The organism is Streptomyces sp. NPDC050535 (genome assembly GCF_044457665.1).
GTDB lineage: Bacteria > Actinomycetota > Actinomycetes > Streptomycetales > Streptomycetaceae > Streptomyces.
Map to the genome: position 1 here is coordinate 17452 of NZ_JBITHE010000015.1, position 22194 is coordinate 39645.

At 70.4% G+C, this 22194-nt stretch carries 22 protein-coding genes; 8 read left to right on the forward strand and 14 right to left on the reverse strand.

Features of this window, described 5'->3' with window-relative positions; genetic code table 11:
* The first annotated feature begins 61 nt into the window (after window positions 1-61).
* Window positions 62-769, forward strand: coding sequence for a TetR/AcrR family transcriptional regulator (locus ACIBLC_RS28735; RefSeq protein ID WP_399214169.1), 708 nt, complete (start codon window positions 62-64; stop codon window positions 767-769).
* A 58-nt stretch (window positions 770-827) separates the two neighbouring features.
* Here ACIBLC_RS28735 and ACIBLC_RS28740 read toward each other — a convergent pair whose 3' ends face one another.
* From ACIBLC_RS28740 to ACIBLC_RS28750, 3 genes are all read right to left on the reverse strand, one after another.
* Window positions 828-1982, reverse strand: coding sequence for an acyl-CoA dehydrogenase family protein (locus ACIBLC_RS28740; protein ID WP_399214170.1), 1155 nt, complete (start codon window positions 1980-1982; stop codon window positions 828-830).
* A 1-nt stretch (window position 1983) separates the two neighbouring features.
* Window positions 1984-3042, reverse strand: a complete 1059-nt coding sequence (locus ACIBLC_RS28745) for a zinc-binding dehydrogenase (RefSeq protein WP_399214171.1) — start codon at window positions 3040-3042, stop codon at window positions 1984-1986.
* 102 nt (window positions 3043-3144) lie between these two features.
* Window positions 3145-3933, reverse strand: coding sequence for an enoyl-CoA hydratase/isomerase family protein (locus ACIBLC_RS28750; RefSeq protein WP_399214172.1), 789 nt, complete (start codon window positions 3931-3933; stop codon window positions 3145-3147).
* 186 nt (window positions 3934-4119) lie between these two features.
* Here ACIBLC_RS28750 and ACIBLC_RS28755 point away from each other — a divergent pair, with 186 nt between their 5' ends.
* On the forward strand, window positions 4120-5655 hold the full coding sequence (locus tag ACIBLC_RS28755) for a long-chain fatty acid--CoA ligase (RefSeq protein ID WP_399214173.1): 1536 nt from the start codon (window positions 4120-4122) through the stop codon (window positions 5653-5655).
* A complete protein-coding gene (locus ACIBLC_RS28760; RefSeq protein WP_399214174.1) occupies window positions 5652-6422 on the forward strand; it encodes an SDR family NAD(P)-dependent oxidoreductase in 771 nt (256 codons plus the stop codon). The genes ACIBLC_RS28755 and ACIBLC_RS28760 overlap by 4 nt, the downstream gene beginning before the upstream one ends.
* 149 nt (window positions 6423-6571) lie before the next feature.
* On the opposite strand, the gene ACIBLC_RS28765 is transcribed toward ACIBLC_RS28760, so the two are convergent.
* Both ACIBLC_RS28765 and ACIBLC_RS28770 read right to left on the reverse strand, forming a co-directional pair.
* Entirely contained in the window at window positions 6572-7378 is an 807-nt protein-coding gene (locus tag ACIBLC_RS28765) for an IclR family transcriptional regulator (RefSeq protein WP_399214328.1), read from the reverse strand.
* Between the two features lie 176 nt (window positions 7379-7554).
* A complete protein-coding gene (locus ACIBLC_RS28770) occupies window positions 7555-9156 on the reverse strand; it encodes an FAD-binding protein (protein ID WP_399214175.1) in 1602 nt (533 codons plus the stop codon).
* Between the two features lie 217 nt (window positions 9157-9373).
* On the opposite strand from ACIBLC_RS28770, the gene ACIBLC_RS28775 reads away from it, so the two are divergent.
* Genes ACIBLC_RS28775 through dmpG form a run of 3 tightly spaced genes read left to right on the forward strand, consistent with a single transcriptional unit; the run spans window position 9374 to window position 12200 of the window.
* Window positions 9374-10213: a 2-keto-4-pentenoate hydratase gene (locus ACIBLC_RS28775; protein WP_399214176.1), complete on the forward strand. Its 840-nt coding sequence runs from the start codon at window positions 9374-9376 to the stop codon at window positions 10211-10213.
* Window positions 10210-11169, forward strand: a complete 960-nt coding sequence (locus ACIBLC_RS28780) for an acetaldehyde dehydrogenase (acetylating) (RefSeq protein WP_399214177.1) — start codon at window positions 10210-10212, stop codon at window positions 11167-11169. The genes ACIBLC_RS28775 and ACIBLC_RS28780 overlap by 4 nt, the downstream gene beginning before the upstream one ends.
* Window positions 11166-12200 carry a 4-hydroxy-2-oxovalerate aldolase gene (gene dmpG, locus ACIBLC_RS28785; protein ID WP_399214178.1) on the forward strand — a complete coding sequence of 345 codons (1035 nt, stop codon included), beginning with the start codon at window positions 11166-11168 and terminating at the stop codon, window positions 12198-12200. The genes ACIBLC_RS28780 and dmpG overlap by 4 nt, the downstream gene beginning before the upstream one ends.
* Before the next feature lie 78 nt (window positions 12201-12278).
* On the opposite strand, the gene ACIBLC_RS28790 is transcribed toward dmpG, so the two are convergent.
* On the reverse strand, window positions 12279-12905 hold the full coding sequence (locus ACIBLC_RS28790) for a TetR family transcriptional regulator (RefSeq protein ID WP_399214179.1): 627 nt from the start codon (window positions 12903-12905) through the stop codon (window positions 12279-12281).
* Between the two features lie 36 nt (window positions 12906-12941).
* Window positions 12942-13802 carry an alpha/beta fold hydrolase gene (locus tag ACIBLC_RS28795; protein WP_399214180.1) on the reverse strand — a complete coding sequence of 287 codons (861 nt, stop codon included), beginning with the start codon at window positions 13800-13802 and terminating at the stop codon, window positions 12942-12944.
* A gap of 186 nt (window positions 13803-13988) precedes the next feature.
* Between ACIBLC_RS28795 and ACIBLC_RS28800 the strand changes: the two genes are divergently transcribed.
* Window positions 13989-14864, forward strand: a complete 876-nt coding sequence (locus tag ACIBLC_RS28800) for a VOC family protein (RefSeq protein ID WP_399214181.1) — start codon at window positions 13989-13991, stop codon at window positions 14862-14864.
* Between the two features lie 57 nt (window positions 14865-14921).
* On the opposite strand, the gene ACIBLC_RS28805 is transcribed toward ACIBLC_RS28800, so the two are convergent.
* Genes ACIBLC_RS28805 through ACIBLC_RS28820 form a run of 4 tightly spaced genes read right to left on the reverse strand, consistent with a single transcriptional unit; the run spans window position 14922 to window position 18145 of the window.
* Entirely contained in the window at window positions 14922-15110 is a 189-nt protein-coding gene (locus tag ACIBLC_RS28805) for a ferredoxin (RefSeq protein WP_399214182.1), read from the reverse strand.
* Window positions 15094-15984 (reverse strand): NAD(P)-dependent oxidoreductase, encoded by an 891-nt coding sequence (locus ACIBLC_RS28810; protein WP_399214329.1) that lies wholly within the window; start codon window positions 15982-15984, stop codon window positions 15094-15096. The genes ACIBLC_RS28805 and ACIBLC_RS28810 overlap by 17 nt, the downstream gene beginning before the upstream one ends.
* Window positions 15966-17003 carry a mycofactocin-coupled SDR family oxidoreductase gene (locus ACIBLC_RS28815; protein WP_399214183.1) on the reverse strand — a complete coding sequence of 346 codons (1038 nt, stop codon included), beginning with the start codon at window positions 17001-17003 and terminating at the stop codon, window positions 15966-15968. Before ACIBLC_RS28815 ends, ACIBLC_RS28810 begins: the two co-directional genes overlap by 19 nt.
* The gene (locus ACIBLC_RS28820; protein ID WP_399214184.1) at window positions 17000-18145 is read right to left on the reverse strand and encodes an amidohydrolase family protein; all 1146 of its coding nucleotides are present in this window, start codon (window positions 18143-18145) and stop codon (window positions 17000-17002) included. The genes ACIBLC_RS28815 and ACIBLC_RS28820 overlap by 4 nt, the downstream gene beginning before the upstream one ends.
* Window positions 18146-18319: 174 nt before the next feature.
* Here ACIBLC_RS28820 and ACIBLC_RS28825 point away from each other — a divergent pair, with 174 nt between their 5' ends.
* Window positions 18320-19183 (forward strand): mycofactocin-coupled SDR family oxidoreductase, encoded by an 864-nt coding sequence (locus ACIBLC_RS28825; protein ID WP_399214185.1) that lies wholly within the window; start codon window positions 18320-18322, stop codon window positions 19181-19183.
* Window positions 19184-19197: 14 nt separating this feature from the next.
* On the opposite strand, the gene ACIBLC_RS28830 is transcribed toward ACIBLC_RS28825, so the two are convergent.
* From ACIBLC_RS28830 to ACIBLC_RS28840, 3 genes are read right to left on the reverse strand one after another with little or no spacing between them, the layout of a single operon-like run.
* A complete protein-coding gene (locus ACIBLC_RS28830; protein WP_399214186.1) occupies window positions 19198-20178 on the reverse strand; it encodes an NADPH:quinone oxidoreductase family protein in 981 nt (326 codons plus the stop codon).
* Window positions 20175-21422: an acyl-CoA dehydrogenase family protein gene (locus ACIBLC_RS28835; RefSeq protein WP_399214187.1), complete on the reverse strand. Its 1248-nt coding sequence runs from the start codon at window positions 21420-21422 to the stop codon at window positions 20175-20177. The genes ACIBLC_RS28830 and ACIBLC_RS28835 overlap by 4 nt, the downstream gene beginning before the upstream one ends.
* Window positions 21419-22186, reverse strand: a complete 768-nt coding sequence (locus tag ACIBLC_RS28840) for an SDR family NAD(P)-dependent oxidoreductase (protein ID WP_399214189.1) — start codon at window positions 22184-22186, stop codon at window positions 21419-21421. Before ACIBLC_RS28840 ends, ACIBLC_RS28835 begins: the two co-directional genes overlap by 4 nt.
* Window positions 22187-22194: the final 8 nt, after the last annotated feature.

Below are 22194 nucleotides of genomic sequence, written 5' to 3' on the forward strand. Positions count from 1 at the left end.
GCTCGGAGCGAGCCCGGGGTTGGGTCGGATCGACACGTCGTCCCATCAGGGGAGAGATGCGATGCCACGACCGCCTGGTCATGGACCGGACTTCGAGGTCCGCCGCCAGAAGATCATCGACACGGCCGCCGAACTGTTCGCCCTTCAGGGCTACGCGGCGACCTCCGTCAATGACCTGGGCCGCGCCGTGGGGCTCGCGAAGGGAGCGCTGTACTACTACATCGGCTCCAAGGAAAACCTGCTGATCGAGATCCAGTCCCGGGTGATGGCGCCGCTGCTGGCCCGGGCCCGGCAGATCGCCGCGGTCGACACCGACCCGCTGCTGCGGCTGCGGCTGCTCTCCGAGTCGCTGCTGACGATCATCTTCCACCGGCTCGACCACATCTGGGTCTACGAGCACGACTACCGCAGCCTCAGTGGCAAGGAGCTGGAGATCCTGCTGGGCCAGCGGGCGGACTTCGAGCACCTCATCACCGGACTGCTGACAGAAGCCGCCGACCAGGGCAGCTTCCGCCTGGCCGAACCGCGGCTGGCCACCCTGCAGTTCCTCAACCTGCACAACCACACCTACCAGTGGGTGAAGCCGGGCGGGCGCTGGGACCCGGCGTACCTGTCGCGCGAGTACTGCGCGACCCTGTTCCGCGGATTCGGCGCCTCCGACAGCGACCTGAGGGACGTCGAGGACCGGGCCGCGACGTTCGGTCGCGACCGGCCGGAGCTTCCGCTCGACCCCGAGGCGGCGTGGGAACCGGCCCCAGTGGCCGGCTGATCCGGTCCCGCGGTGTGCTCCGGCGCGCCGCGGGAACCGGCCGTTCCTCATGGCCGGCTCACGCCCGCTTCACCAGTGCCCTGGCGATGACGTTGCGCTGGATCTCGTTGGTGCCCTCGCCGATCTCCAGGATCTTCGCGTCGGCGTAGAAGCGGGAGATCTCCGACTCGCGCACGTAGCCGTAGCCACCGTGGATCTGCACCGCCTGGGAGGCCGCGCGATTGGCGACCTCCGAGGCGTACACCTTGGCCATGGCGGCTTCCATGCCGTACGGGCGGCCCTGATCGGCGAGCCAGGCGGCGCGGTAGACCATCCAGCGGGCGGCCTCCACCTCGGTACCGATGTCGGCGATCTTGTGGGCGACTGCCTGGAAGTCCGACAGCGGGCGTCCGAACTGGTGCCGTTCCGTGGCGTGTTTGACCGCCAGCGCCAGTGCCGCCTTGGCGAGCGAGAGACTGAGGGCGGCGACGCTGATCCGGCCCTTGTCGAGTACCGACAGGAACTGGCGCAGGCCGTTGCCCTCCTCGCCGATCAGGTGGTCCTCGGGGATCCAGCAGTCGTCGAAGACCAGTTCCCGGGTGTCCATCGCGTGCCAGCCGAGCTTCTTCAGCTTGGGTCCGCAGGTGTAGCCAGGGGTGCCGGTCGGGACGTAGAAGGTGGCGTACCGCTTGCTGCCGTCCTCACCCCGGCCGGTCACGGCGAGCAGGGTGACGCCCTGGCTGATGTCGGTCCCCGCGTTGGTGATGAACATCTTGGTGCCGTTGATGAGCCAGCCGCCGTCGGCCCGGTGCGCGGTGGTGGCGATGCCGGCGGCGTCGGAGCCGGCGTCCGGCTCGGTGAGGCCGAAGGCACCTATCGCCTCGCCCCTGGCCAGTGGCGCCAGCCAGCGCTGCTTCTGCGCCTCCGTGGCATAGGCGAGCAGCGGCAGGGTGGCGATGGTGGAGTGGGCGTTCCAGGAGGAGGCCACCGACTGGTCGGCGGCGCCGAGTTCCTCCATGACCGCGACGTAGGAGACGGTGTCGGAGCCCGCTCCCCCGTACTCCTCGGGCACGAGCATGCCCATCAGGCCGAGCTCGCCGAGCTTGGTGAAGATGTGCGTGGGGAAGTGCTCGTTCTCCGACCACCCGGCCGCGTGCGGGCTGATCTCCTTGGCGGCGAACTCGCGGACCATGTCCTGCAGGTCCCGGGTCTCCTCCGGCAGATCGAAATCCATGTCACAGTCCCTTCGGAGTCAGCAGAACCTTGAGGTGGCGGGCCCGGTCGGTTGCCAGGTCCGCGAAGACCGCGGCTCCTTCCGAGAGCGGGAGACGTCCGGTGATCAGTGGCGAGGCGTCCAGCCGCCCGGTGCTCATGAGGTCGATCACCCGGGGGATGTCGTGGTGGTAGCCGAGCGTGCCGAGGACAGTCCGTTCGTAGAAGACGAGCTGGCCCATGTCGAACTCGACCTTGCCGTGACCGACGCCCGCGAGGACGACCCGTCCGCCGCGGCGGACGGTGGCGACGGCCTCGGCGGCCAGCGCGGGCACACCGGTCGCGTCGACCACGACGTCCGGTCCGATCCGGCCGGTCCGTACGAACACCTCGCGGCGCACGTCGGTCTCGCGCGGGTCGAAGGCCTCGGTGACGCCGAGTTCGAGGAGCCTCTCCCGGCGTTCCTTGAGCGGCTCGCTGACATAGAGCCCCGCCGCTCCCGCCAGACGGGCGGCGAGGACCACGGCGAAGCCGATGGGGCCGCCGCCGACGACCAGGACGTTGTCCCCGGGCCGCACTCCCCCGCGGGTGATCGCGTGCAGGCCGACGGCGAGAGGCTCGGCAACGGCCGCCATCTCGTCGCTGACGTTGTCCGGCAGCCGGGTCAGTCCGGCGAGAGGGACGGTGACCCGGTCGGCGAAGGCGCCGGGCGAGGCGAGGCCCACCGAGCCGCTCCTGGGGCAGATGTGGTACTCACCGCGCACGCACCAGAAGCAGACACCGCAGCTCCACACGGGGTCGGCGGTCACCCGGTCACCGACCGCGACGCCGGGCACCTCCGCACCCAACGCGCTCACGGTTCCGCTGAGTTCATGGCCGAGGGCGAGCGGCGGGGCGGCGCCGGTGAGCGGGTGTGCACCGGTGCGGATCATGTGCGGGCCTTCGAGGAACTCGTGCAGGTCGGTCCCGCACACCCCGCACCAGGACACGTCGACGACCGCCTCGCAGGGTCCTGGCTCGGGAGGATCGGGGACCTCCTCGAGGCGTAGGTCCCGAGCGCCGTGCCAACGCAGTGCCTTCATGCTCTCCACCCCTTTTCCGTTCGCCTTCCCTGCTCGGCGTGTTCGGCCGCCGCGACGCCGTGTCTGGTCGCACAGTCCCCCGCGGACCCCGACGAGCCATTCCTAGTTGTCCGGTGTCGGGTCGTCGAAGCGGGCCCGGCCGGGGCCGTGCTCCAGGAAGGAGTCGATTCCCGTAGTGGCGTGCGCCGTGCCGAAGACGCCCGTGAACAGGGACCGCTCCAGAGCGAGTCCGGCGGACATGCCGATGTCGGCTCCGTGGTCCACCGCCTCCTTGATCGCCTCCAGCGCGGCGGGCGGTCCCTCGGCGAGCCGGCGTGCGTAGCCGAGCGCGGTGTCGAGGACCGACTCCGGGCGGACGACCTCGTCGACGAGCCCCAGCCGCAGCGCCTCCTCGGCGCTCACCCGGCGGCCGGTCATCAGCAGGTTCTTCGCTCGCGACGGCCCGATCAGCCGTGCGAGCCGCTGGGTGCCGCCCGAGCCCGGCATGATGCCGAGCTGCACCTCCGGCTGGCCGAACACCGCGTCGTCCGCCGCGACCCGGTAGTCGGCGGCGAGGGCCAGTTCCATGCCCCCGCCGAGCGCGTATCCGGTGATCGCCGCGACGACGGGCATGGGGAACCGGGCGATCTCGTCGAAGGTCCGCTGCAACGCGCGGTTCCAGCCGCGCACCTCCTCGGGCCCCATCGCGGCCAGCGCCTTGATGTCCGCGCCGGCGGCGAAGAGCCGCTCCCCTCCGTAGAGCACCACGGCCCGTACACCACGGGTGTCCGCCAGCTCCCGCGCGCACGCGGCGAGTTCGGCGCGCTGCGTGTCGTCGAAGGCGTTCATCGGCGGGTTGTCGAGGCGGACCGTGGCGACGGGTCCGTCGGTGTCGAGGCGGATGCGTGGCACGGAGGCCCTCCTCGTCTGCGGGAAGTGTGCGGAGGAGTGACATCGCCGTTTCACGGACGGGTTGTCGCTCGGCACTCGTCGTCGTAAGGTGCGGACAGGTTTTATAGACCAAGAGGTACACTAAATCTTGGGAGCGAGCAACCGACCGGTCGGGACACTCCTGACCGCCGAGCCGAGAGAGTTGCCGTGCACAATTTCGCGAGCATCCTCGATTACCACCTGGCGCAGCGACCCGATTCCGTGGTCGTCATCCAGGAAAAGCAGCGCCTGACCGTACGGGAGCTGCACGAACGAGTGAACCGGCTGGCCGCCGGCCTGGCCGGGCTGGGCATCGGGCGAGGTGACGTCGTTGCACTGCTGCTCTACAACCAGCCGGAATTCCTGGAGCTGATGTACGCGGCGAGCCGCCTCGGCGCGGTTTTCCTGCCGCTGAACTACCGCCTCTCCGAGGCGGAGTGGCAGTACATCCTGGGCCACGCCCAGGCGAAGGCGATCATCACCGACCCGGAGTTCGTCCCCGCGCTGGAGCGGAGCGCCGGCTGTCTGACCGACCTGGAGCACCGGATCCTGGTCGGTGACGCCCCCACAGGCCGGTGGACCGGTTACGAGGATCTGCTAGCCCGGCACACCGGCGCGGCCGTTGACCCCGTGGACGTCGGACCGGACGACCTCCAGCGGCTGATGTACACCTCCGGCACCACCTCACGCCCCAAAGGCGTGCGCATCACCCACGGGAACGTGCAGGCCAAGAATCTGGCCCACATCGTCCACTTCGGTCTGACGGCAGCGGACACCACGCTGGTCTGCGGCCCGCTCTACCACGTCGGCGGGCTCGACATGCCCGCCCTCGGGGTCCTCTACGCCGGCGGAAGCGTGGTCCTGCAACGCAAGTTCGACGCAGTCGGCGCCCTGCACGCGATCCAGGACCACGGCGTCACCAACGTGTGGCTGGCGCCTGCGATGGTCAACGCGGTGCTGGAGGTACCGGACCGCGAGGCGTACGACACCACGTCGGTGCGCTTCATCCTGGGCGGTGGGGAGAAGACCCCCGAGCCGGTGCTGCGGCGGATCACGAACGCCTTCCCCAACGCCTGGTTCGCCGACGCCTACGGGCTGACCGAGACGGTCTCGGGCGACACGTTCCTAGACCGCGAGCACGCGCTCAGCAAGCTGGGTTCCGTCGGACGGCCCGTGCCGCACACCCGGGTCAGGATCGTGGACGACACCGGCAAGGAGGTGACGGCCGGCGAACTCGGGGAGATCACCCTGCGCGGCCCGAAGGTCTTCACCGGCTACTGGCGGGACGAGAAGGCCACCGCCGCGGCTCTGAAGGACGGCTGGTTCCACACCGGGGACATCGGGCACGTCGACGAGGACGGCTTCCTCTACATCGACGACCGCAAGAAGGACATGATCGTCTCGGGCGGCGAGAACATCGCGACCCCGGAGGTCGAGCGGGTCCTGTACGAGCACCCCGCGGTGCTGGAGGCCGCGGTGGTGGGTCTGACACACCCTCGATGGGGCGAAGTGCCGCGCGCGTTCGTGGTGTTGCGGCCGGAGGCGGATACCGGGGCGGAGGAGTTGCGCGAGTTCTGCCGTGCGCACCTGGCCAGGTTCAAGGTGCCGGCCCGCTTCGACTTCGTGGACGAACTGCCCCGTACACCCTCGGGCAAGGTCCTCAAGCGGACCCTGCGCGACATTCCCGTGGAGGGCCGGCCATGAGCAGTGTGACCAGCGACCTGCGCCTCGACCGCAGGACCGCGTGGGTGACGGGCGCCGGCAAGGGGCTCGGCCGGGCGATCGCCGTCGCCCTGTCCCAGGCCGGGGCGACCGTGGCGGTGACGGCCCGCACCGAGTCGGACCTCGAACAGCTGGAGTCCGAACTCGCCGGACACGGCGGCAAGGTGCTGGTCATGCCCGGATCCGTCGCCGACTCCGCCGCCGTGCGGGACATGGCCCAACGGATCACCGAGTGGACGGGCCGCCTGGACGCGCTGATCAACTGCGCCGGGATCAGCCCGCACTTCACCCGCAGCGAGAAGGTCACCGACCAGGGCTGGCAGCAGGTGCTCGACGTCAATCTGCAAGGCACCTTCTACTGTTGCCGCGAAGCGGGCAAGGTGATGCTGGAGCAGGGCTCGGGATCTATCGTCAATGTCTCGTCCGTGCACGCCACCACCGGCTTCGAGCGGATCGCCGCCTACGCCGCCAGCAAGGGCGGCGTCGAGGCCCTCACCCGGGCGCTGGCCGTGGAGTGGGCCGACCGCGGGGTGCGCGTCAACTCCCTCGCGCCCGGCTACTTCCACACCGACCTCAGCTCCGGGCTCCTGGACAGCCGCTGGGGTGAACGGATCGTACGTGGGACTCCCCTGGGCCGGGTGGGCAGTGCCGAGGAACTCGGCGGCGCGGCGGTGTTCCTCGCCTCGGACGCCTCCCGGTTCGTCACCGGGACCACACTGACCGTGGACGGAGGCTGGACCGCCAGGTGAGGGAACGCGTCCCGGCCTTCCCTTCGCGGAGGCTGTGACCGGGGCGCCGGGCGGCGTGGAGGGCGACCTCCCGCCGCCCTTGTCGTCGGCCAGGGACGCCGGCGCTCGACTTCACCTGGGCCCCAGGCCAACGGGGGCAGCGCACGCTGTCACGCCTGCTGTGCTCCACCCGCCGGGACCGTTCCGCCGTGACGCGGCACATGCCGGACCTCGTCAGGTGCCTCGCGGAGGTACGGCTGTGTGCTGTCGAAGAGTTCCTCGGTCACGGCCCGCACGGCGTTGACGACCAGCGGCGCGATTCGTTCCACCGGGGAACTCCCGTCGCCCACGGCCGAGATCGCCGCGACCGGCCCGTCCGGACCGCGGATCGCGAGGCCGACGCACGCGATGTCCGGAAAGCACTCCCCGCGGTCGATGGCGAGCCCGTCGCGCCGGCGTACGGAGCCGAGTTCGCGGTGCAGGGCGTCGAGGTGACCGATGCTGTGCGGGGTACGCCGCCCGATCACCTGGGCGTACCGTGCGTCGATCTCCTCGGGGCTCAGCCAGGCGAGCATCGCCTTGCCGAGCCCCGTGCAGTGGGCGACCGCCCGGCCGCCGACCCGCGACGGTATGTCCACCGCCGCCCGGCCGCCCGCCTTGTCGAGGTAGTAGATCTCGGGCCCGTCGAGCACCGCGAGATGCACGACCATCTTGGTGCGAACGGCCAGTTCGAGGAGGTGGGGTGCCGCGGCGGCGCGCAGTGTGCTGTGCCCGATCTCCCGTCCGCCGAGGCCGAGCGCGCGTGGCCCGAGCAGGTACCCGGACGCGCTGTGCCGGAGCCAGTCCAGCCGGACCAACTGGTCGAGTATCCGATGGGTGGTCGAACGGGGCAGCCCGGTCCGGCGGGAGACCGTCTCGAGTGTCAGGCGGGTCTGTGGACGCTCGAAGAGGTCCATGATCAGCGTCACGCGCTCCATCATCGACGGGGGCAGCACGTGAGCATCGGTCTCGGATCGCGAGTCAAGGCGAAGGGCAGACGTCATCGTCGGTGCCTCTCTGCTAAAACTGAAATACATTTCAGTTTGACGCCGGCGCCAAAGTACCAACGCCACTGCTCGCGGACCAAGAGGTGTGCACGATCGGATTCGTACGGTCAGTCGGTCGCGTTCACGATGTCGAGCACCGCGAGGTATCCGAACGCGAGGCTCGACCCGATCGGGGTTCCCGCGCCGGGGTACACACGCCCCGACATCGGGGCGGCGGTGTTGCCGGTCGCGTACAGACCCTCGATCGGCCGCCCGTCCGGCCGCAGCACCCTCGCGTGCTCGTCGATCCTCAGTCCTCCCTTGGTGCCGATGTCCGACGGAACGATGGTCGCGGCGTAGAACGGCGGGGTGTCGATGGGCAGCAGCAACGGGTTCGGGTAGCCGGGCACGGACCGCGCCGCGAAGTTCTGCCGCGGGTCGGCCGGGAAGGGGACGATGTGGTGGAACATCCGGTCCCACGGGGATTCTCCGCGATGGAACCTCTCGTCGGTCCCGGTGGGCGCGTATCCGTTGAACTCCTTGACGGTCCGGTCCAGGGCATCGAACGGTACGTCGATCAGCCGTGCCAACTCCTCGAGCGTGTCGGCCTTCTTCAGCGCGCCCGACTTCAGCCACTCCTCGGGCAACGGCTGGTCGGGCGGGCCGCCGATGCTGTCCCGGTCGAGCTGGCGCTGGTCGAACACCCAGTGGCAGGGAATGTGGCGGACCCCCGTGGTCGCGTGCAGCCGGACGATCTCGTGCCCGGCCTGGTCGTAGGGGCGGGTCTCGTTGACGAAGCGTTCGCCCGCGCCGTTGACCCAGATCCCGCCGCGCGTACCTGTGTGGAAGACCGGCAGGCCGTCCGGCTGGACGAGCCCCGGGACGAACCAGGCCTCGTCCAGCAGATCCGTGTCCGCGCCGACCGCGATCCCCGCCCGTAGTGCGTCGCCGGTGTTCGCGGGTGCGCCGTTGGACCACTCCCCGGTGAGGGGGACCTGCTGGTACCGCTCGCGAAGTTCGCGGTCACGCTCGAATCCGCCGGCCGCGAGGAGCACTCCACGGCCGGCGCGGAACCGGACGCGTTCACCCCCGCTGACGGCCTCCACACCCACGACCCTGCCGTCCTCGACGACCAGGTTCTCCAGCGCGGTGTTGAGCCGGAGGGTGCCGTTGCCGGTCTCCAGGAACGCCGCAAGCGCCCGGCCGATCAGCGCCCGGCCCCCGCTGACCACAGGGCCCTCGTCGAAGCCCCACCGCTCGGTGGGGAGGGAGCGGCGGACGAGGTCGAAGAGTTCCCCCAGCTCTGCGACGGGAAGCGCCGGCGGGAAGACGGTCCGGCCGGCCGGTGTCCCGCCGGGACGCCACGAGTAGTAGTCCGGGACGGGTCCGTGCACGAAGGATTGGAACCAGGGGTTCTGTTCGAGTTCGTCGATCAGCTCGGCACCGGCCCGCAGGTACGCGTCCTGGAGCCGCTCCCGGGAACCGTCGGCGACGACGTCCCGCAGATAGGTCCTCGCGTTCTCGGCGTCGTCCTCGACGCCCGCCCTGCGCAGCGGTGCGGAGCCCGGAAACCACAGGCCCGCTCCCGAGTAGGCGACGGTGCCTCCCACCACGTCGGTCTTCTCGACGACGAGCGTGCGCAGACCGCGCGATGCCGCCACGTAGGCACCGACCAGGCCTCCGCCCGACCCGATGACGATGACGTCGTAGGTGTCCTCGCTGTTGGTCATCATTGACCTCCTCGTGTGTTCCGGCGTCCGGGGCTTCACCGGCGCGACGGCGCCGACGACGGTAACGACCGGTACTCCGGCGCCCGCCGCGCCATCTCGCTCAGCGAGACCCGGCGCCGCGGTGCCCTCGCTCGCGAGTCCCGGTGAGCGGAACGCCGTATGGCTGTGATCCCGCACGGGCGCCCACGCTTGGGGCGACCACGAGGTGAGGATCCGGATGACAGACGTGGGGAAACAGATGGCCGTCGCGAACCGCGAGGCAGTCGTGGCCGACGCGGCGGAACAACTCGCCCGGGCGGCGCGTGACCGGCGGCCCTGCGCACCTGTCCGCGCCCTGCTCGGCCCGACCGACATAGGCCTTGCCTACGCCGTCCAGCAACGGCTGACCGACGGCCGACTCGCGCGCGGAGCACGGGTCGTGGGTCGCAAGATCGGTCTGACATCGGCGTCCGTCCAACGCCAGGTCGGGGTCGACCAACCCGATTTCGGCGTGCTCTTCGACGACATGGACGTCACCGGACTGCCGGCCGTGCCCAGCGAGCGGCTCCTTCAGCCCCGGGCCGAGGCGGAGATCGCGTTCGTCCTCGCCTCGGATCTGGACGCCGACGATCTCGACATCGAGCGGATCAGGACGGCGGTCGGCTACGCGGTGGCCGCGCTGGAGATCGTGGACAGCAGGGTGGCCGACTGGGACATCGCGATCACGGACACCGTCGCCGACAACGCCTCCAGCGGCATGTTCGTACTCGGCCGGGAACGGGTCACGTTGGGGGAGTTCACTCCCCGGGACGTGACGATGCGTCTGTACGCCGACGGCGTGCTGGCGTCCGAGGGCGACGGCGCGGCCTGCCTGGGCGACCCGCTCGCGGCGCTGCTGTGGCTGGCGCGGACCGCGCGCGAGTTCGGCGACCCGTTGCGCGCCGGCCAGGTCGTGCTCTCCGGCGCCCTGGGTCCGCTGGTCCCGACGCCGCCCGGAGTCACCGTACGGGCGGACATCTCGAGCCTCGGTTCGGTCACCGCGACGTTCTCACCCCAGACACCTGAGGACCAAGGATGACGAAGACCAAAGTGGCCGTGATCGGTTCCGGCAACATCGGGACCGACCTGATGATCAAGATACTGCGGCTCTCCGACACGCTGGAGATGGCCGCGATGGTGGGCATCGATCCGGACTCGGACGGGCTGGCGCGCGCCGCACGGTTGAAGGTGCCCACCACCCACGAGGGTGTGGACGGTCTGATCCGGATGGAGGGCTTCAGCGACATCGACATCGTCTTCGACGCCACCTCCGCGAAGGCGCACGTCGAGAACGCCAAGCGGCTCGCACCGTACGGCAAGCGTCTGGTGGACCTCACCCCGGCGGCCATCGGTCCGTACGTCGTGCCGCCGGTGAATCTCGACGAACATCTGGACAACGCTGTCGACAACCTGAACCTGGTCACCTGCGGCGGCCAGGCGACCATCCCGATCGTCCACGCGGTCAGCCGGATCACGCCGGTGCCCTACGCCGAGATCGTCGCCTCCATCGCCTCGAAGTCGGCGGGACCCGGAACACGAGCGAACATCGACGAGTTCACCGAGACCACCGCCGCGGCGATCGAACAGGTCGGCGGCGCGCGGCGCGGCAAAGCGATCATCGTCCTCAACCCGGCCGAGCCGCCGCTCATCATGCGGGACACCGTGCTCTGCCTGATCGGCGACGCGGACCAGGACGCCGTCCGTGCGTCCGTCGAGGAGATGGTCGCCGCCGTCGCCGAGTACGTACCCGGCTACCGGCTCAAACAACAGGTCCAGTTCACGCCGATCGCCCCCGACGAGCCGGTCCACACACTGCTGACGAAGGACGCTTCCCCGGTGACCACGAAGGTCTCCGTGTTCCTGGAGGTGGAGGGCGCCGCGCACTACCTGCCCGCCTACGCCGGAAACCTGGACATCATGACCTCGGCCGCCCTTCGGGTCGCCGAGCGCGTGGCCCAGCGCGTCTCCACCGATGCCGAGGTGACCTCCCGATGACCGAGCTGTACGTGCAGGACGTGACGCTGCGGGACGGCATGCACGCCATCCGGCACCGGATCACACCCGAGGACGTGGCCCGGATCGCGGCGGCGCTGGATCAGGCCGGCGTGGACGCCATCGAGGTCGCCCACGGCGACGGCCTGACCGGCGGCAGCCTCAACTACGGTCCTGGCAGCCACACCGACTGGGAGTGGATCGAAGCTGCCGCCGGGGCCGTCGACCGGGCGGTCCTGACGTCCCTGCTCCTGCCCGGGATCGGCACCATCGCCGAGCTCAAGCACGCCTACGCGCTCGGGGTGCGGTCGGTGCGCATCGCCACCCACTGCACCGAGGCGGACGTCTCGGCCCAGCACATCGCCACCGCCCGCGAACTCGGCATGGACGTCTCCGGCTTCCTGATGATGAGTCACATGGCACCCGCCGGTGAACTTGCCGCGCAGGCGCGGCTGATGGAGTCCTACGGCGCGCACTGCGTGTACGTCACCGACTCGGGCGGCCGGCTCACCATGGACGGGGTCCGTGACCGCGTCCGCGCCTACCGGGACGTCCTCGACCCGGCGACACAGATCGGTATACACGCGCACGAGAACCTCTCCCTCTCGGTGGCGAACTCCGTGGTCGCCGTGGAGGAAGGCGTCACGCGTGTGGACGCCTCGCTGGCCGGACAGGGTGCGGGGGCGGGCAACTGCCCGATCGAGCCGTTCATCGCTGTGGCGACCCTGAACGGCTGGGAGCACGGCTGCGACCTGTTCACGCTGCAGGACGCCGCCGACGACCTGGTCCGCCCACTCCAGGACCGGCCGGTACGGGTCGACCGGGAGACCCTCACCCTGGGCTACGCGGGCGCCTATTCCAGCTTCCTGCGCCACGCCGAGGCGGCGGCCCACCGGTACGGCCTCGACGCGCGCGGCATCCTGCTGGAGGTCGGCAGGCGCGGACTGGTCGGCGGACAGGAGGACATGATCGTGGACATCGCCCTCGACCTCACCGGGGATCGGGATCCGGCGGTCGCGGCGCCTGCTTCGTGACCCGGCCGGACCGCACATGACCACTCGCGGGGCCTCCCGGTACTTCGGGAGGCCCCGCGAGTGTCCTCGACGGGCGGGTCACGCGCTCCGGTCGCTGTACGGCGCGAGGATCAGCCGCGTGGCCAGGCGCAGGTCCGCCTCCAGCTGCTGGGCGGAGATCTCCTCGGTCTGTGCCGCCACGAACAGGCCCCACCAGCTGTAGATGAGCAGCCGCACCGTGCTGCGGTCCTCGTCCCGGGTCTCGCGGACGCCGAGCAGCCGCAGGACCGTCTGCCCGAGGCAGCTCCCCGCGATGTCGTAGCGGGACGGAACCGCGCTCGCGTACTCGGTGAAGGAGGACAGCGCCACGGCCGAGGCGAGCAACGGGCTGTCCAGCAGCTTCGCGGTGAGCGCGATGAGGGTCTCCGCGACTTCGGTCACGCCGTCGGCCGCCGGCCCGTGGGCGGCGCCTTCGCGGTGGCCCTCCAGGAACATCTCGATGTGCCACTCGAGGACCGCGGTGAACAGATGGGTCTTGGACGGGAAGTAGCGGTACAGCGTGGCGATCGCGACGCCCGCCTCTTTGGCCACGTCCAGCATCTGCACGCCGGCGAGCCCGTCACGCGCGCCGAGTTCGCTGGCGGCACGGAGGATGGCCACCCTGCGGGCGAGCTGTTTTCGCGACACCGGAGCGGCGGGCTGCCGCGGCTCAGCGGTCCTCGGCACACCGTCCCCCATGTCGTCGGATACTCCCGCAGCCGCTCAGGAGGCCTCCGGGCGGGTCAGGAACGCCAGCACCGCGCTCTCCCAGGCCGCCTTCTGCTCGATCATCGCCCAGTGCCCGCAGTCCGGCAGCACGTGCAGCTCGGCCTTCGGAATCGTGCGCATCGGCAGTAGTGCGTTCTCCAGAGGTGTGACCCGGTCGTCCCGTCCCCACGTTAGCAGCGTGGGTGCGGTGATCTTGTGGAGAGCGGCCCAGATCGGCTGGTCGGAGTGCGCCTGCGCGGCCAGGGCAGCCGCCATCGCGGCGCGGCCGTAGATCCTGCGGGACGCGTCGAGGGTGGACGCCTCGGTGGCACTCTGCCAACGCTCCTCGATCAGCTCCTCGGTGAGGAGCTCCGGGGCGTGGACCATCGACCTCAGCCACTGGACGAGCGCCTGGCGGGTCGGGTTCTCGGCGAACTCCACGAGGAGGTTCAGACCCTCGCTGGGCGCCGGCGAGAGGATGTTGCGGCCCACGCCGCCGATGGTCACGATCCGGCGGAAGAGGTCCTTGCGTGCGACGGCGAGGCCCGCCGCGACGAAACCGCCCATGGAGTTGCCCACGACGTCGACGCGGTCGAGCCCGAGGCCGTCGAGGAAGCGCAGCACCGCCTTGGGGGCGGCCGTCATCGGGTTCTCGGCGGTCGGGTCGCTCACTCCGAAGCCGGGGAACTCGAGGGCGAGGCAGCGGAAGTGCCGGGCGAGCACGGGGAGGTTGCCGCGGTAGTTGCGCCAGCCGGTCACGCCCGGTCCCGAGCCGTGCAGCAGCAGCAACGGCGGTCCGTCGCCCGCCTCGTGGTAGCGCAGTGTGCCCTCGTCGGTGCCGAGTTCACGCAGGGTGTCCTGGTGGGTGAGTGTCATGGCGGTGCCCTCCGGTCGACAGGTGACAGCCAGGGTTCCGTGCTCCGACCCGTCGGCGTTCCGTCGGCTCCCGATCAGTGGGACGGGACCGGGCGTCGGCCGAGGCCGGCTGCCTACCGTCGCCACAGGCGCGGGACTCGGGGGCCCGCGCCGACCTTCACTTGACCACCGTGATTGGAGAGTCGGATGGGCGTTCGCTCGCTCGGATATCTGCGGCTGGAATCCACTGACATCGACAAATGGAAGCTCTTCGGCGGTGACTTCCTCGGACTGATGCCTGTCGAGGGCGGGTCAGCCGAGTCGCTGTACTTCCGGCTCGACGGCTACCCGCCCCGCATCGCGGTCTCCCCGGGCGCCCAGGACCGGATGACGGCGCTGGGCTTCGAAGTCCTCGACGAGCGGGAGCTCGCGGGCCTGGTCGCGGATGTCGAGAAGGCCGGGATCAAGGTGTCCGCCGGGACCGAGGCGGAGGCCCAGGAGCGCCGGGTCACCGGCTTCGTCCGCTTCAGCGACCCGGGCGGCAACCCGGTCGAGCTGTTCTACGGCCCCATCCTCGACCATGTGCCCGTGAGCACGCCATTGGTGTCGAAGTTCGTCACGGGCGACATGGGCATGGGCCACGCCATCGTCTCCGCCGAGGACGCCCGGGCAACGTTCGACTTCTATGTGAACGTCCTCGGCTTCATCGAGCGCAACACGATGCGGTCACCGGACGGCAGTACGACCTGGTTCATGGGCTGCAACCCCCGCCACCACACCCTCGGCATCACGCCGATGCCCGGTCCGGGGCGTCTGCTGCACTTCATGGTCGAGGGAGAGACGCTGGACGACGTCGGGCGCGCCCTCGACCGGGCGGCGAAGTACGAGGTCCCGATGATGCACTCGCTCGGCAAGCACACCAACGACCACATGGTGTCCTTCTACGTGTGGTCGCCGGAGAACTACGCCGTCGAGTTCGGCTGGAACGGCCTGCAGGTCCCCGAGCCCGTGCCGGTCTACGAGATCACCGACGGCGCCTTCTGGGGCCACAACTTCACACCGCCGCCCCAGCCGGCGGGCTGAACCGTCGGCCACCGGTCCGCCCCGGCCGGTGGCCGTCGCCGTCGGTCCGCGAGTCGGTCAGTGCTGCGTGATGGCTCGCTCCGGGCAGGCTCGTTCACCGTCGCGGGCAGCCTGCTCCAGTTCTTCGGGGACCTCGCCCTCGACGGGCATGGCGTAACCGTCGTCGTCGAGCCGGTACAGCCCCGGGGCAGCCGCCGCGCAGCGCGCGTGCCCGGAGCACGCCGTCGTGTCAATGGTGATCTTCATCGAACAGCTCCGTTCTCGATGTTCTCCGGGTCGTCTCGTCACCGAGACGCATCGGCCCGCCGTGGACCGCCGCCAGCAGCGTCGACAGGTCGACGCCGGCTTCGGCCGCGACGTCGCCGCAGGCTTTCAGGTCCTTGCGCAGGTACGGCGTGACAGTGGCGGTGAACGGCTCTGCCCCGCCGCGCGCGGCGATGTAACGGCCCGCGGTCGAGCCGCCGCTGCTGACCACGAGGGCTTCCAGCAGGGCACTTTCCTCGATGCCGAGTGCCCTCCCCGCCTCCAGACCGCCCAGCGTCAGTTGTGAGATAGCGGCGAACAGCAGGTTGTTGAGCAGTTTCACGCGCAGTGCGGACCCTCGACCGCCCGTGCTGATCACGGGATCGGCGTAGGCGCCGACCACTTGGCGAGCCGTGGCGACATGCCCGGGCTCACCGCCCAGGTAGACCACCAGACGGCCGGCGCGCACCGCGTCGGCCGTTCCGCTGAACGCCGCGTCCACGATCGCGGCGTTGCCACCGGGTGCGGACGCGGCCAGGCGGTCGAGCGTCCCCGGCCGGCCAGTGGTGTGCGACACGAGCACCGTGTGCGGCGCCATGGCCCGGACGACCCCGGGCAGCACGTCGAGGATCTGCGCGTCGCTGAACAGACAGCTGACGACGACATCGCAGGCGCCGACGTCGGCCGCCTTCTCCACGGGTTGCGCGCCCGCGGCCGAGAGCCGGTCGGCGACCTCCGGACGGCGTGCGTAGAGCCGGACCCGGTGACCGGCCGCGAGCAGCCGCTCCACCATCGGCTCACCGATCTGACCGACGCCGAGGAATCCGATCGTCGGTGTGCCCATCTTCCCTCCCATGCCTACGGCTTGTTCGTCGATCCCGCGTCCACGGTGAACTGCAGACCCGTGACGTACCGCCCCTCGTCCGAGGCCAGGAACAGGACGGCGTTTGAGACGTCGCGCGGTTCGACGTACGGGGCAAGCGGGTTCATCGCCGCGAGGGCGAACAGCGGTTCCCGCGCGGCGAGTTCCTCGACCGGCACACCGACGCTGATGCCGGTGTCGCTGACTCCGGTGGGGTGGACGGTGTTCACCCGGATACGGTGTGGGGCGAGTTCGTTGGAGAGGGCCTTCATCAGCCCGACCACACCGTGCTTGCTCGCCACATAGTGGGCGTACGGCACATGCCCGCGGATGCCGGCGGCGGAACTGATCATGATGATCGAACCGCCCGCCCCGGCCTCGATCAGCCAGGGGATCGCGGCACGGGCGGTGTTCCAGGCGCCCTTGAGGTTGACGTCCACGACGACGTCCCAGGCCTCCTCGCTCAACTCCCAGGCGGACCCGGAGCTCATGACACCGGCGTTGGCCACCACGATGTCGAGCCGTCCGAACTCCGCCCGCGCGGCGTCGACGGCTGCCCGCACCTCGGTGACCGATCGGACGTCGGCCTGGACGGCGACGCACCGCCGCCCGGTGGCCCTGACCAACTCGACGGTCTCGTCCAGCTCTTCCTTGGACGCCAGCGGATAGGGCAGCGCGTCGCTGATGTCGTGGCAGACATCGGTGACGACGACGTCCGCGCCCTCCTCCGCCAGCCGCACGGCGTGGGAGCGGCCCTGGCCCCGGGCCGCTCCGGTGATGAGCGCGACCTTGCCCTGCACACGTCCCATGACCACCTCGGTCGTCGCGTTGTCGGTCAGGTCCCCGGCCGCCTCGCGCAGGGCGCGCAGCCGTGCCTCGAGGAGTCCGCGCTCGGCCTCGTCGGAGTCGCCGAGTTCGGCCAGGCGTGTCCCGGTCTCGGTGATCTCCTCCTGGAGCCTGCCGTAGGCCTCTTGACGGGTCAGCAGGTCCAGGTCGGTCCAGTCGGACCGCTCGGCCTCCGGTCGCCTGCTCATGCCGGGAGGTTGTAGAGACGGCGGGTGTTGAGCTCCACGATCTTGTGGACCTCGTCGTCCGGTACGTCGGCGAGGACCTCCGCCGCGTACGCGCGGCTCTTGGGCCAGTAGGAGTCGGAGTGCGGGTAGTCGCACTCCCAGGTGATCTTGTCGACGCCCACGTGGTGTCGTACCTCCACGCCGAACCGGTCGTCGATGAAGCAGCCGTGGAAGTGTTTGTGGAACAGCTCCGAGGGCCGCACGCTCTGGTTGACGTTCTGGTAGAAGCGATGCCGCTCCCAGGTGCCGTCGATCCGTTCCAGCAGGTACGGGATCCAGCCGATGCCGCCCTCGGACAGCCCGATCTTCAGCTTGGGGTGCTTGTGCAGCACCGAGGAGAAGAGCAGGTCAGCGGTGGCGAACATGGCGTTGCAGCCGAACAGGGCGATCGTCACGGCGAACGGGGCGTCCTCCGCCGTCTTCGGTGGCTTGCCCGAGGTGCCGAAGTGCAGGCACAGGGGCAGGTCGGTCTCCTCGGCCGCCGAGAAGACCGGGTCCCAGTGGTCGGTGTGGAAGGAGGGCAGGCCGCGCGGGGCCGGATTCTCCGGGAAGGAGATCGCCTTGGCGCCCTTGGCGGCGGTACGGTGGATCTCGGCGACACACGCCTCGACGTCCCACAGCGGAAGGATCACCAGCGGGATGAGCCGGCCCGGCGCGGTGGCACACCACTCGTCCAGCACGAAGTCGTTCCACGCCTGGACGCACAGCAGCGCGAGTTCCCGGTCACTGCCCTCCATGAAGACGTGGCCCGAGAACCCCGGGAAGGACGGGAAGGACAACGCTCCCCAGACCCCGTCCAGGTCCATGTCACGTATCCGGGCCTTGGGGTCGTAGCAGCCCGGGATCATCTCGTCGTAGCGCGTCGGTTCGAGGCCGAACTCCTCGGGCTTCTTGCCCGCGACGGCGTTGAGTCCGATGTAGCGGTAGATCCGATCCTCGTACGTCCATACCTCTGCGGGCGCCTCACCCTCTCCCCGTGGTTGCTCCACGATGCGTGGTCCCGCCTCCCGGAACTTCGCCGGCAGGCGGTCCGACCACAGTCGTGGGGGCTCGATCAGATGGTCGTCTGTCGACAGCAACTTCATCCATGGCTGCAACGGCATCCTTGCGCTCCCTCGGTCTCGGAGACTCTCCAACATCAGTGGATTGTGTGCACTGATCGTGTCCCACTCACCGGAAGCAGCTCATCGATTTCCGCGGTTTCTGCCGGATCATGGGCAGTCAGCCGAGCGTCAATCAACATTAGGGCCACTCTTTATCCAGCGGACGGAGGCCCCATGGGCCGAGTGCAGGACAAGGTCGTCTTCATCACCGGGGCCGCACGCGGCCAGGGCCGGGCCCAGGCGGTGCGGCTCGCCGCGGAGGGCGCCGACATCATCGCCGTCGACCTCTGCGAGGACATCGCCACCAACGGATACCCGCTGGCCACCGCGGACGACCTCGACGAGACCGTGCGCCAGGTCGAGAAGCTCGGGCGCCGGATCGTCGCCCGCAAGGCCGACGTACGCGACGCGGCGGCGCTCAAGGCGGCGGTGACCGAGGGGGTTTCGGAGCTCGGACGGCTCGACGCCGTGGTCGCCCAGGCCGGTATCTGCCCGATCGGGCCGGGTAAAAGCGCCCAGGCCTTCCTGGACGCCGTCACCGTCGACTTCAACGGCGTCGTGCACGCCGTCGACGCCGCGTTCCCCCATCTGCCCGACGGTGCCTCGATCGTCGCGACCGGGTCCATCGCCGGACTCATCCCGGCGACGACGGACAACCCCGCCAACGGGCCCGGGGGGCTGGGCTACTCGTTCGCCAAGCGCCAAGTGGCCGCGTTCGTCCACGACCTGGCGACCGTCCTCACCTCCCGGCGGATCCGGGTGAACGCGCTGCACCCCACGAACGTCAACACCGACATGCTCAACAGCGACGTCATGTACCGGACGTTCCGGCCGGACCTAGACCACCCGACCCGTGAGGACGCCATGCCGTCCTTCCCCGCGACGACCGGTTTCGGCATCCCCTACGTCGAGCCCGAGGACATCGCCGACACCGTGCTCTTCCTCGTCTCCGACGAGTCCAGGTACGTCACCGGCATGCAGATGCGCGTGGACGCCGGCGGTTACGTCAAGCGACGCCCCCAACTGCCCACGTTCTGAAAGGCAGTGGCCGCCTAACCGGCCGTCAGGTCGAGCACGACCTTCCCGGTGGTGCGGCGCTCGGCCACGTCCGTCAGCGCGGCGGCCACATCGGCGAGCGGGTGGACCCGGGAGACCAGCGGACGCATCCCCTCGCGCACCAGCCGGGCGAGGACGCGGTCGGCCGCGGCCACCGCGTCCGGGGCGTACCGGCGTACGGTCCGGATCTCGAAGCCCCGTACGACCAGGTCCTTGAGGAGGACGAGATTCAGCGGGATCCGCGGGATCTCCCCGTCGGCGTAGCCGACCGTGACGAACCGGCCGCCCCGCCGCAGTCCGCGCAGGGCGGCCTCCGCGTACCTGCCGCCCACCGGGTCGATCGCGAGGTGGGCGCCCTCGCCCGAGGTCAGTTCGCGGAGCCGGAGCTTGAGGTCCTCACGGGCGTAGTCGACGCCGGCGGAGGCTCCGAGCTTGCGCGCGACCGTGAGCCGCTCCTCGCTCGACGCGGCGGCGACCACATGCATGCCGAGCCGCGTCGCGACGTCGACCGCCGCCGAACCGACCCCGCCCGCCGCGCCGAGCACCACCGCCCACTCCCCCGCCGCGCCCTGTCCGACGGTGACGAGGGAGTGGTAGGCGGTCGCGTAGGTCACGTGGAACGCGGCGGCGTGGACCATGTCGAGACCGTCGGGCACCTGGCGCAGGCTCGTGGCAGGTACGACCACCTGCTCGGCGAAGGCACCGGTGAGTACCGCCCCGGCCACGGGTGAGCCGACCGGAGGGCCGGTCACACCGGGCCCCAGAGCGGCGACGAATCCGGCGAACTCGCTGCCGGGTGTGAACGGCAGCGGCGCAGGCACCTGGTAGCGGTTCGCCACGATCAGCACGTCGGGGAAGTTGACGGCGGCGGCCTGGACGCGGACCAGTACCTCCCCGGGGCCGGGCCGGAGGTCGTCGAGTTCGGCGACCTTGAGACTCCCGGGCGGCCCGTACCCCGTGCAGCGTGCGGCTCTCATCGTGTCCTCTCCGCGTTCGGCGTCGTCGGATCCCGCGGCAGGCCCAGCACCTGCTCGGCGATGGTGTTGCGCTGGATCTCGGCCGTGCCCGCCCCGATGGTCGAGGCCCGGGTGCGCAGGAATCCCCAGACCCAGCGGCCTCGTTGGACGGCGTGCGGGTCGGCGCGGCCGAGGATTCCGTACGGACCCAGCAGGTCGAGGGCGAACTCGTGCAGGTCCTGCTCGAACGTCACGATGAACAGCCTCGACGTCGACGACGCGGGGCCGGGTTCGCCCTTGGCCATGATGTCGGCGATCGTGCGCATCCCGGTGAGGCGCATGATCGACACCCGTATCTCGAAGTCCGCGAGCCGGTCGCGCACCAGGGGATCGGCCGTCGCCCCGCGTTCGCGCGCCAGCTCGATCAACTCGTCCAGCACGCGCCGGTACAGCGCGGCCTGGTTCATCGCCCCGGCCGCACGCTCGTGGCCGAGGCTGGTGCGCACCAGGGACCAGCCGCCGTTCTCCTCGCCGATCCTGTTGGCGACCGGGACCCGTACGTCGTCGAAGAAGATCTCGCAGAAGTGGGCGTCCCCGGTGAGGTCGCGCAGCGGCCGTACGGTGACCCCCGCGGCGCGCGCGTCGATGAGGAGGTAGCTGATCCCCTCCTGGTGCGATCCCGGCGGGCCGGTGCGGACCAGGGTGAAGAGGATGTCGGCGATGTCCGCCGCGCTCGTCCACACCTTCTGCCCGTTGACCACGTACTCCGCAGCGGGGTCGTCAGGGCCCCCGCCCTCCCGCCGCGCGGACGTGCGCAGCGCGGCGAGGTCCGAGCCCGCCTCCGGCTCGGAATACCCCTGCGCCCACACCTGGTCGCCCCGCAGCATCGGAGGCAGGAAGCGTTCCTTCTGCTCCGCCGTGCCGTACGTGACCAGGGTGGGCGCGGCGATGCCGAGTCCGGTGCCGAGCGGCCCGGGCACCCTGGCTCTCGCGTACTCCTCCTGGTAGATCACCTGGCGGGCGAAGCTCAGGTCCATGCCGCCGTACTCGCGCGGCCGGCTCGGCCCGGCGTACCCGGCGTCGAACAGCGTGGCCAGCCATGACTTCTGCCAGGCCAGCCGTTCGGTGGGGTCTTTCGGGCGGCGTCCGGGGTGGTGTTCCGTCAGGAAAGCCCGCAGACGGGTACGGAACTCCTCGTCGGTCTCCACCGGGCCGTCCGCGGGCTCCTGGACGCCCGACGTCCTCTCGGCTCGTCCCGCGCTCAACGCGGAGCCATACGGATGGCGCCGTCGAGCCGGACGGTCTGGCCGTTGAGGTAGGGGTTCTCCAGCATCTCGACGGCCAGGCGGGCGAAGTCGTCGGGGTCGCCCAGCCGCTTGGGGTGGGGCACGGAGGCCGCCAGGCCCTCGCGGATGTCCTCGCGGAGGCGGCCGAGCATGGGGGTGTCCATGATGCCGGGGGCGATGGTGTTCACCCGAATCTGCCGGCCGGCCAGGTCGCGGGCGGCGACGAGGGTCATGCCGTGCACGCCGGCCTTGGCCGCGGTGTAGGAGGTCTGGCCTATCTGCCCGTCGAACGCGGCGACCGAGGCGGTCAGCACGACGGCGCCGCGGTCGCCGTCGACGACGTCGTTCCCGGCGAGGCGTACGGCGGCCAGCCGCAGCACGTTGTAGGTGCCGATCAGGTTGACCCGTACGACCTCGGCGAACGTGGCGAGGTCCCCCGGGTTGCCGTCGCGGTCGACGATCCGGGTGCGGTCGCCGCCACGGCCCGCGCAGTGGACGACGCAGCGCAGCGGCCCGCGCTCCTGCGCCGCGTCGAGGGCTTCGGTGACCGCGGTCTCGTCGGTGACGTCCGCACGGACGAACCGTGCCGCCTCGCCGAGGTCGGCGACGGCCTTGACGCCCTGTTCCTCGGAGATGTCGACGATGACGACGCGGCCGCCGCGGTCGACGATCCGGCGTGCGGTGGCCAGGCCGAGCCCGGAGGCACCGCCGGTGACCAGCGCCGAAGAGCCGTCGATGTCCATGAACACTC

Excerpts from the sequence above, each read along its gene's own strand:
- ACIBLC_RS28825 (WP_399214185.1), top strand. The coding sequence starts at position 18,320 with ATGGGCCGAGTGCAGGACAAGGTCGTCTTCATCACCGGGGCCGCACGC.
- ACIBLC_RS28840 (WP_399214189.1), bottom strand. The coding sequence starts at position 22,186 with ATGGACATCGACGGCTCTTCGGCGCTGGTCACCGGCGGTGCCTCCGGG.
- dmpG (WP_399214178.1), top strand. The coding sequence starts at position 11,166 with ATGACCGAGCTGTACGTGCAGGACGTGACGCTGCGGGACGGCATGCAC.
- ACIBLC_RS28735 (WP_399214169.1), top strand. The coding sequence starts at position 62 with ATGCCACGACCGCCTGGTCATGGACCGGACTTCGAGGTCCGCCGCCAG.
- ACIBLC_RS28820 (WP_399214184.1), bottom strand. The coding sequence starts at position 18,145 with ATGCCGTTGCAGCCATGGATGAAGTTGCTGTCGACAGACGACCATCTG.
- ACIBLC_RS28760 (WP_399214174.1), top strand. The coding sequence starts at position 5,652 with ATGAGCAGTGTGACCAGCGACCTGCGCCTCGACCGCAGGACCGCGTGG.
- ACIBLC_RS28795 (WP_399214180.1), bottom strand. The coding sequence starts at position 13,802 with ATGACACTCACCCACCAGGACACCCTGCGTGAACTCGGCACCGACGAG.
- ACIBLC_RS28805 (WP_399214182.1), bottom strand. The coding sequence starts at position 15,110 with ATGAAGATCACCATTGACACGACGGCGTGCTCCGGGCACGCGCGCTGC.
- ACIBLC_RS28800 (WP_399214181.1), top strand. The coding sequence starts at position 13,989 with ATGGGCGTTCGCTCGCTCGGATATCTGCGGCTGGAATCCACTGACATC.
- ACIBLC_RS28765 (WP_399214328.1), bottom strand. The coding sequence starts at position 7,378 with ATGGAGCGCGTGACGCTGATCATGGACCTCTTCGAGCGTCCACAGACC.
- ACIBLC_RS28770 (WP_399214175.1), bottom strand. The coding sequence starts at position 9,156 with ATGACCAACAGCGAGGACACCTACGACGTCATCGTCATCGGGTCGGGC.
- ACIBLC_RS28780 (WP_399214177.1), top strand. The coding sequence starts at position 10,210 with ATGACGAAGACCAAAGTGGCCGTGATCGGTTCCGGCAACATCGGGACC.
- ACIBLC_RS28815 (WP_399214183.1), bottom strand. The coding sequence starts at position 17,003 with ATGAGCAGGCGACCGGAGGCCGAGCGGTCCGACTGGACCGACCTGGAC.
- ACIBLC_RS28745 (WP_399214171.1), bottom strand. The coding sequence starts at position 3,042 with ATGAAGGCACTGCGTTGGCACGGCGCTCGGGACCTACGCCTCGAGGAG.
- ACIBLC_RS28830 (WP_399214186.1), bottom strand. The coding sequence starts at position 20,178 with ATGAGAGCCGCACGCTGCACGGGGTACGGGCCGCCCGGGAGTCTCAAG.
- ACIBLC_RS28775 (WP_399214176.1), top strand. The coding sequence starts at position 9,374 with ATGACAGACGTGGGGAAACAGATGGCCGTCGCGAACCGCGAGGCAGTC.
- ACIBLC_RS28740 (WP_399214170.1), bottom strand. The coding sequence starts at position 1,982 with ATGGATTTCGATCTGCCGGAGGAGACCCGGGACCTGCAGGACATGGTC.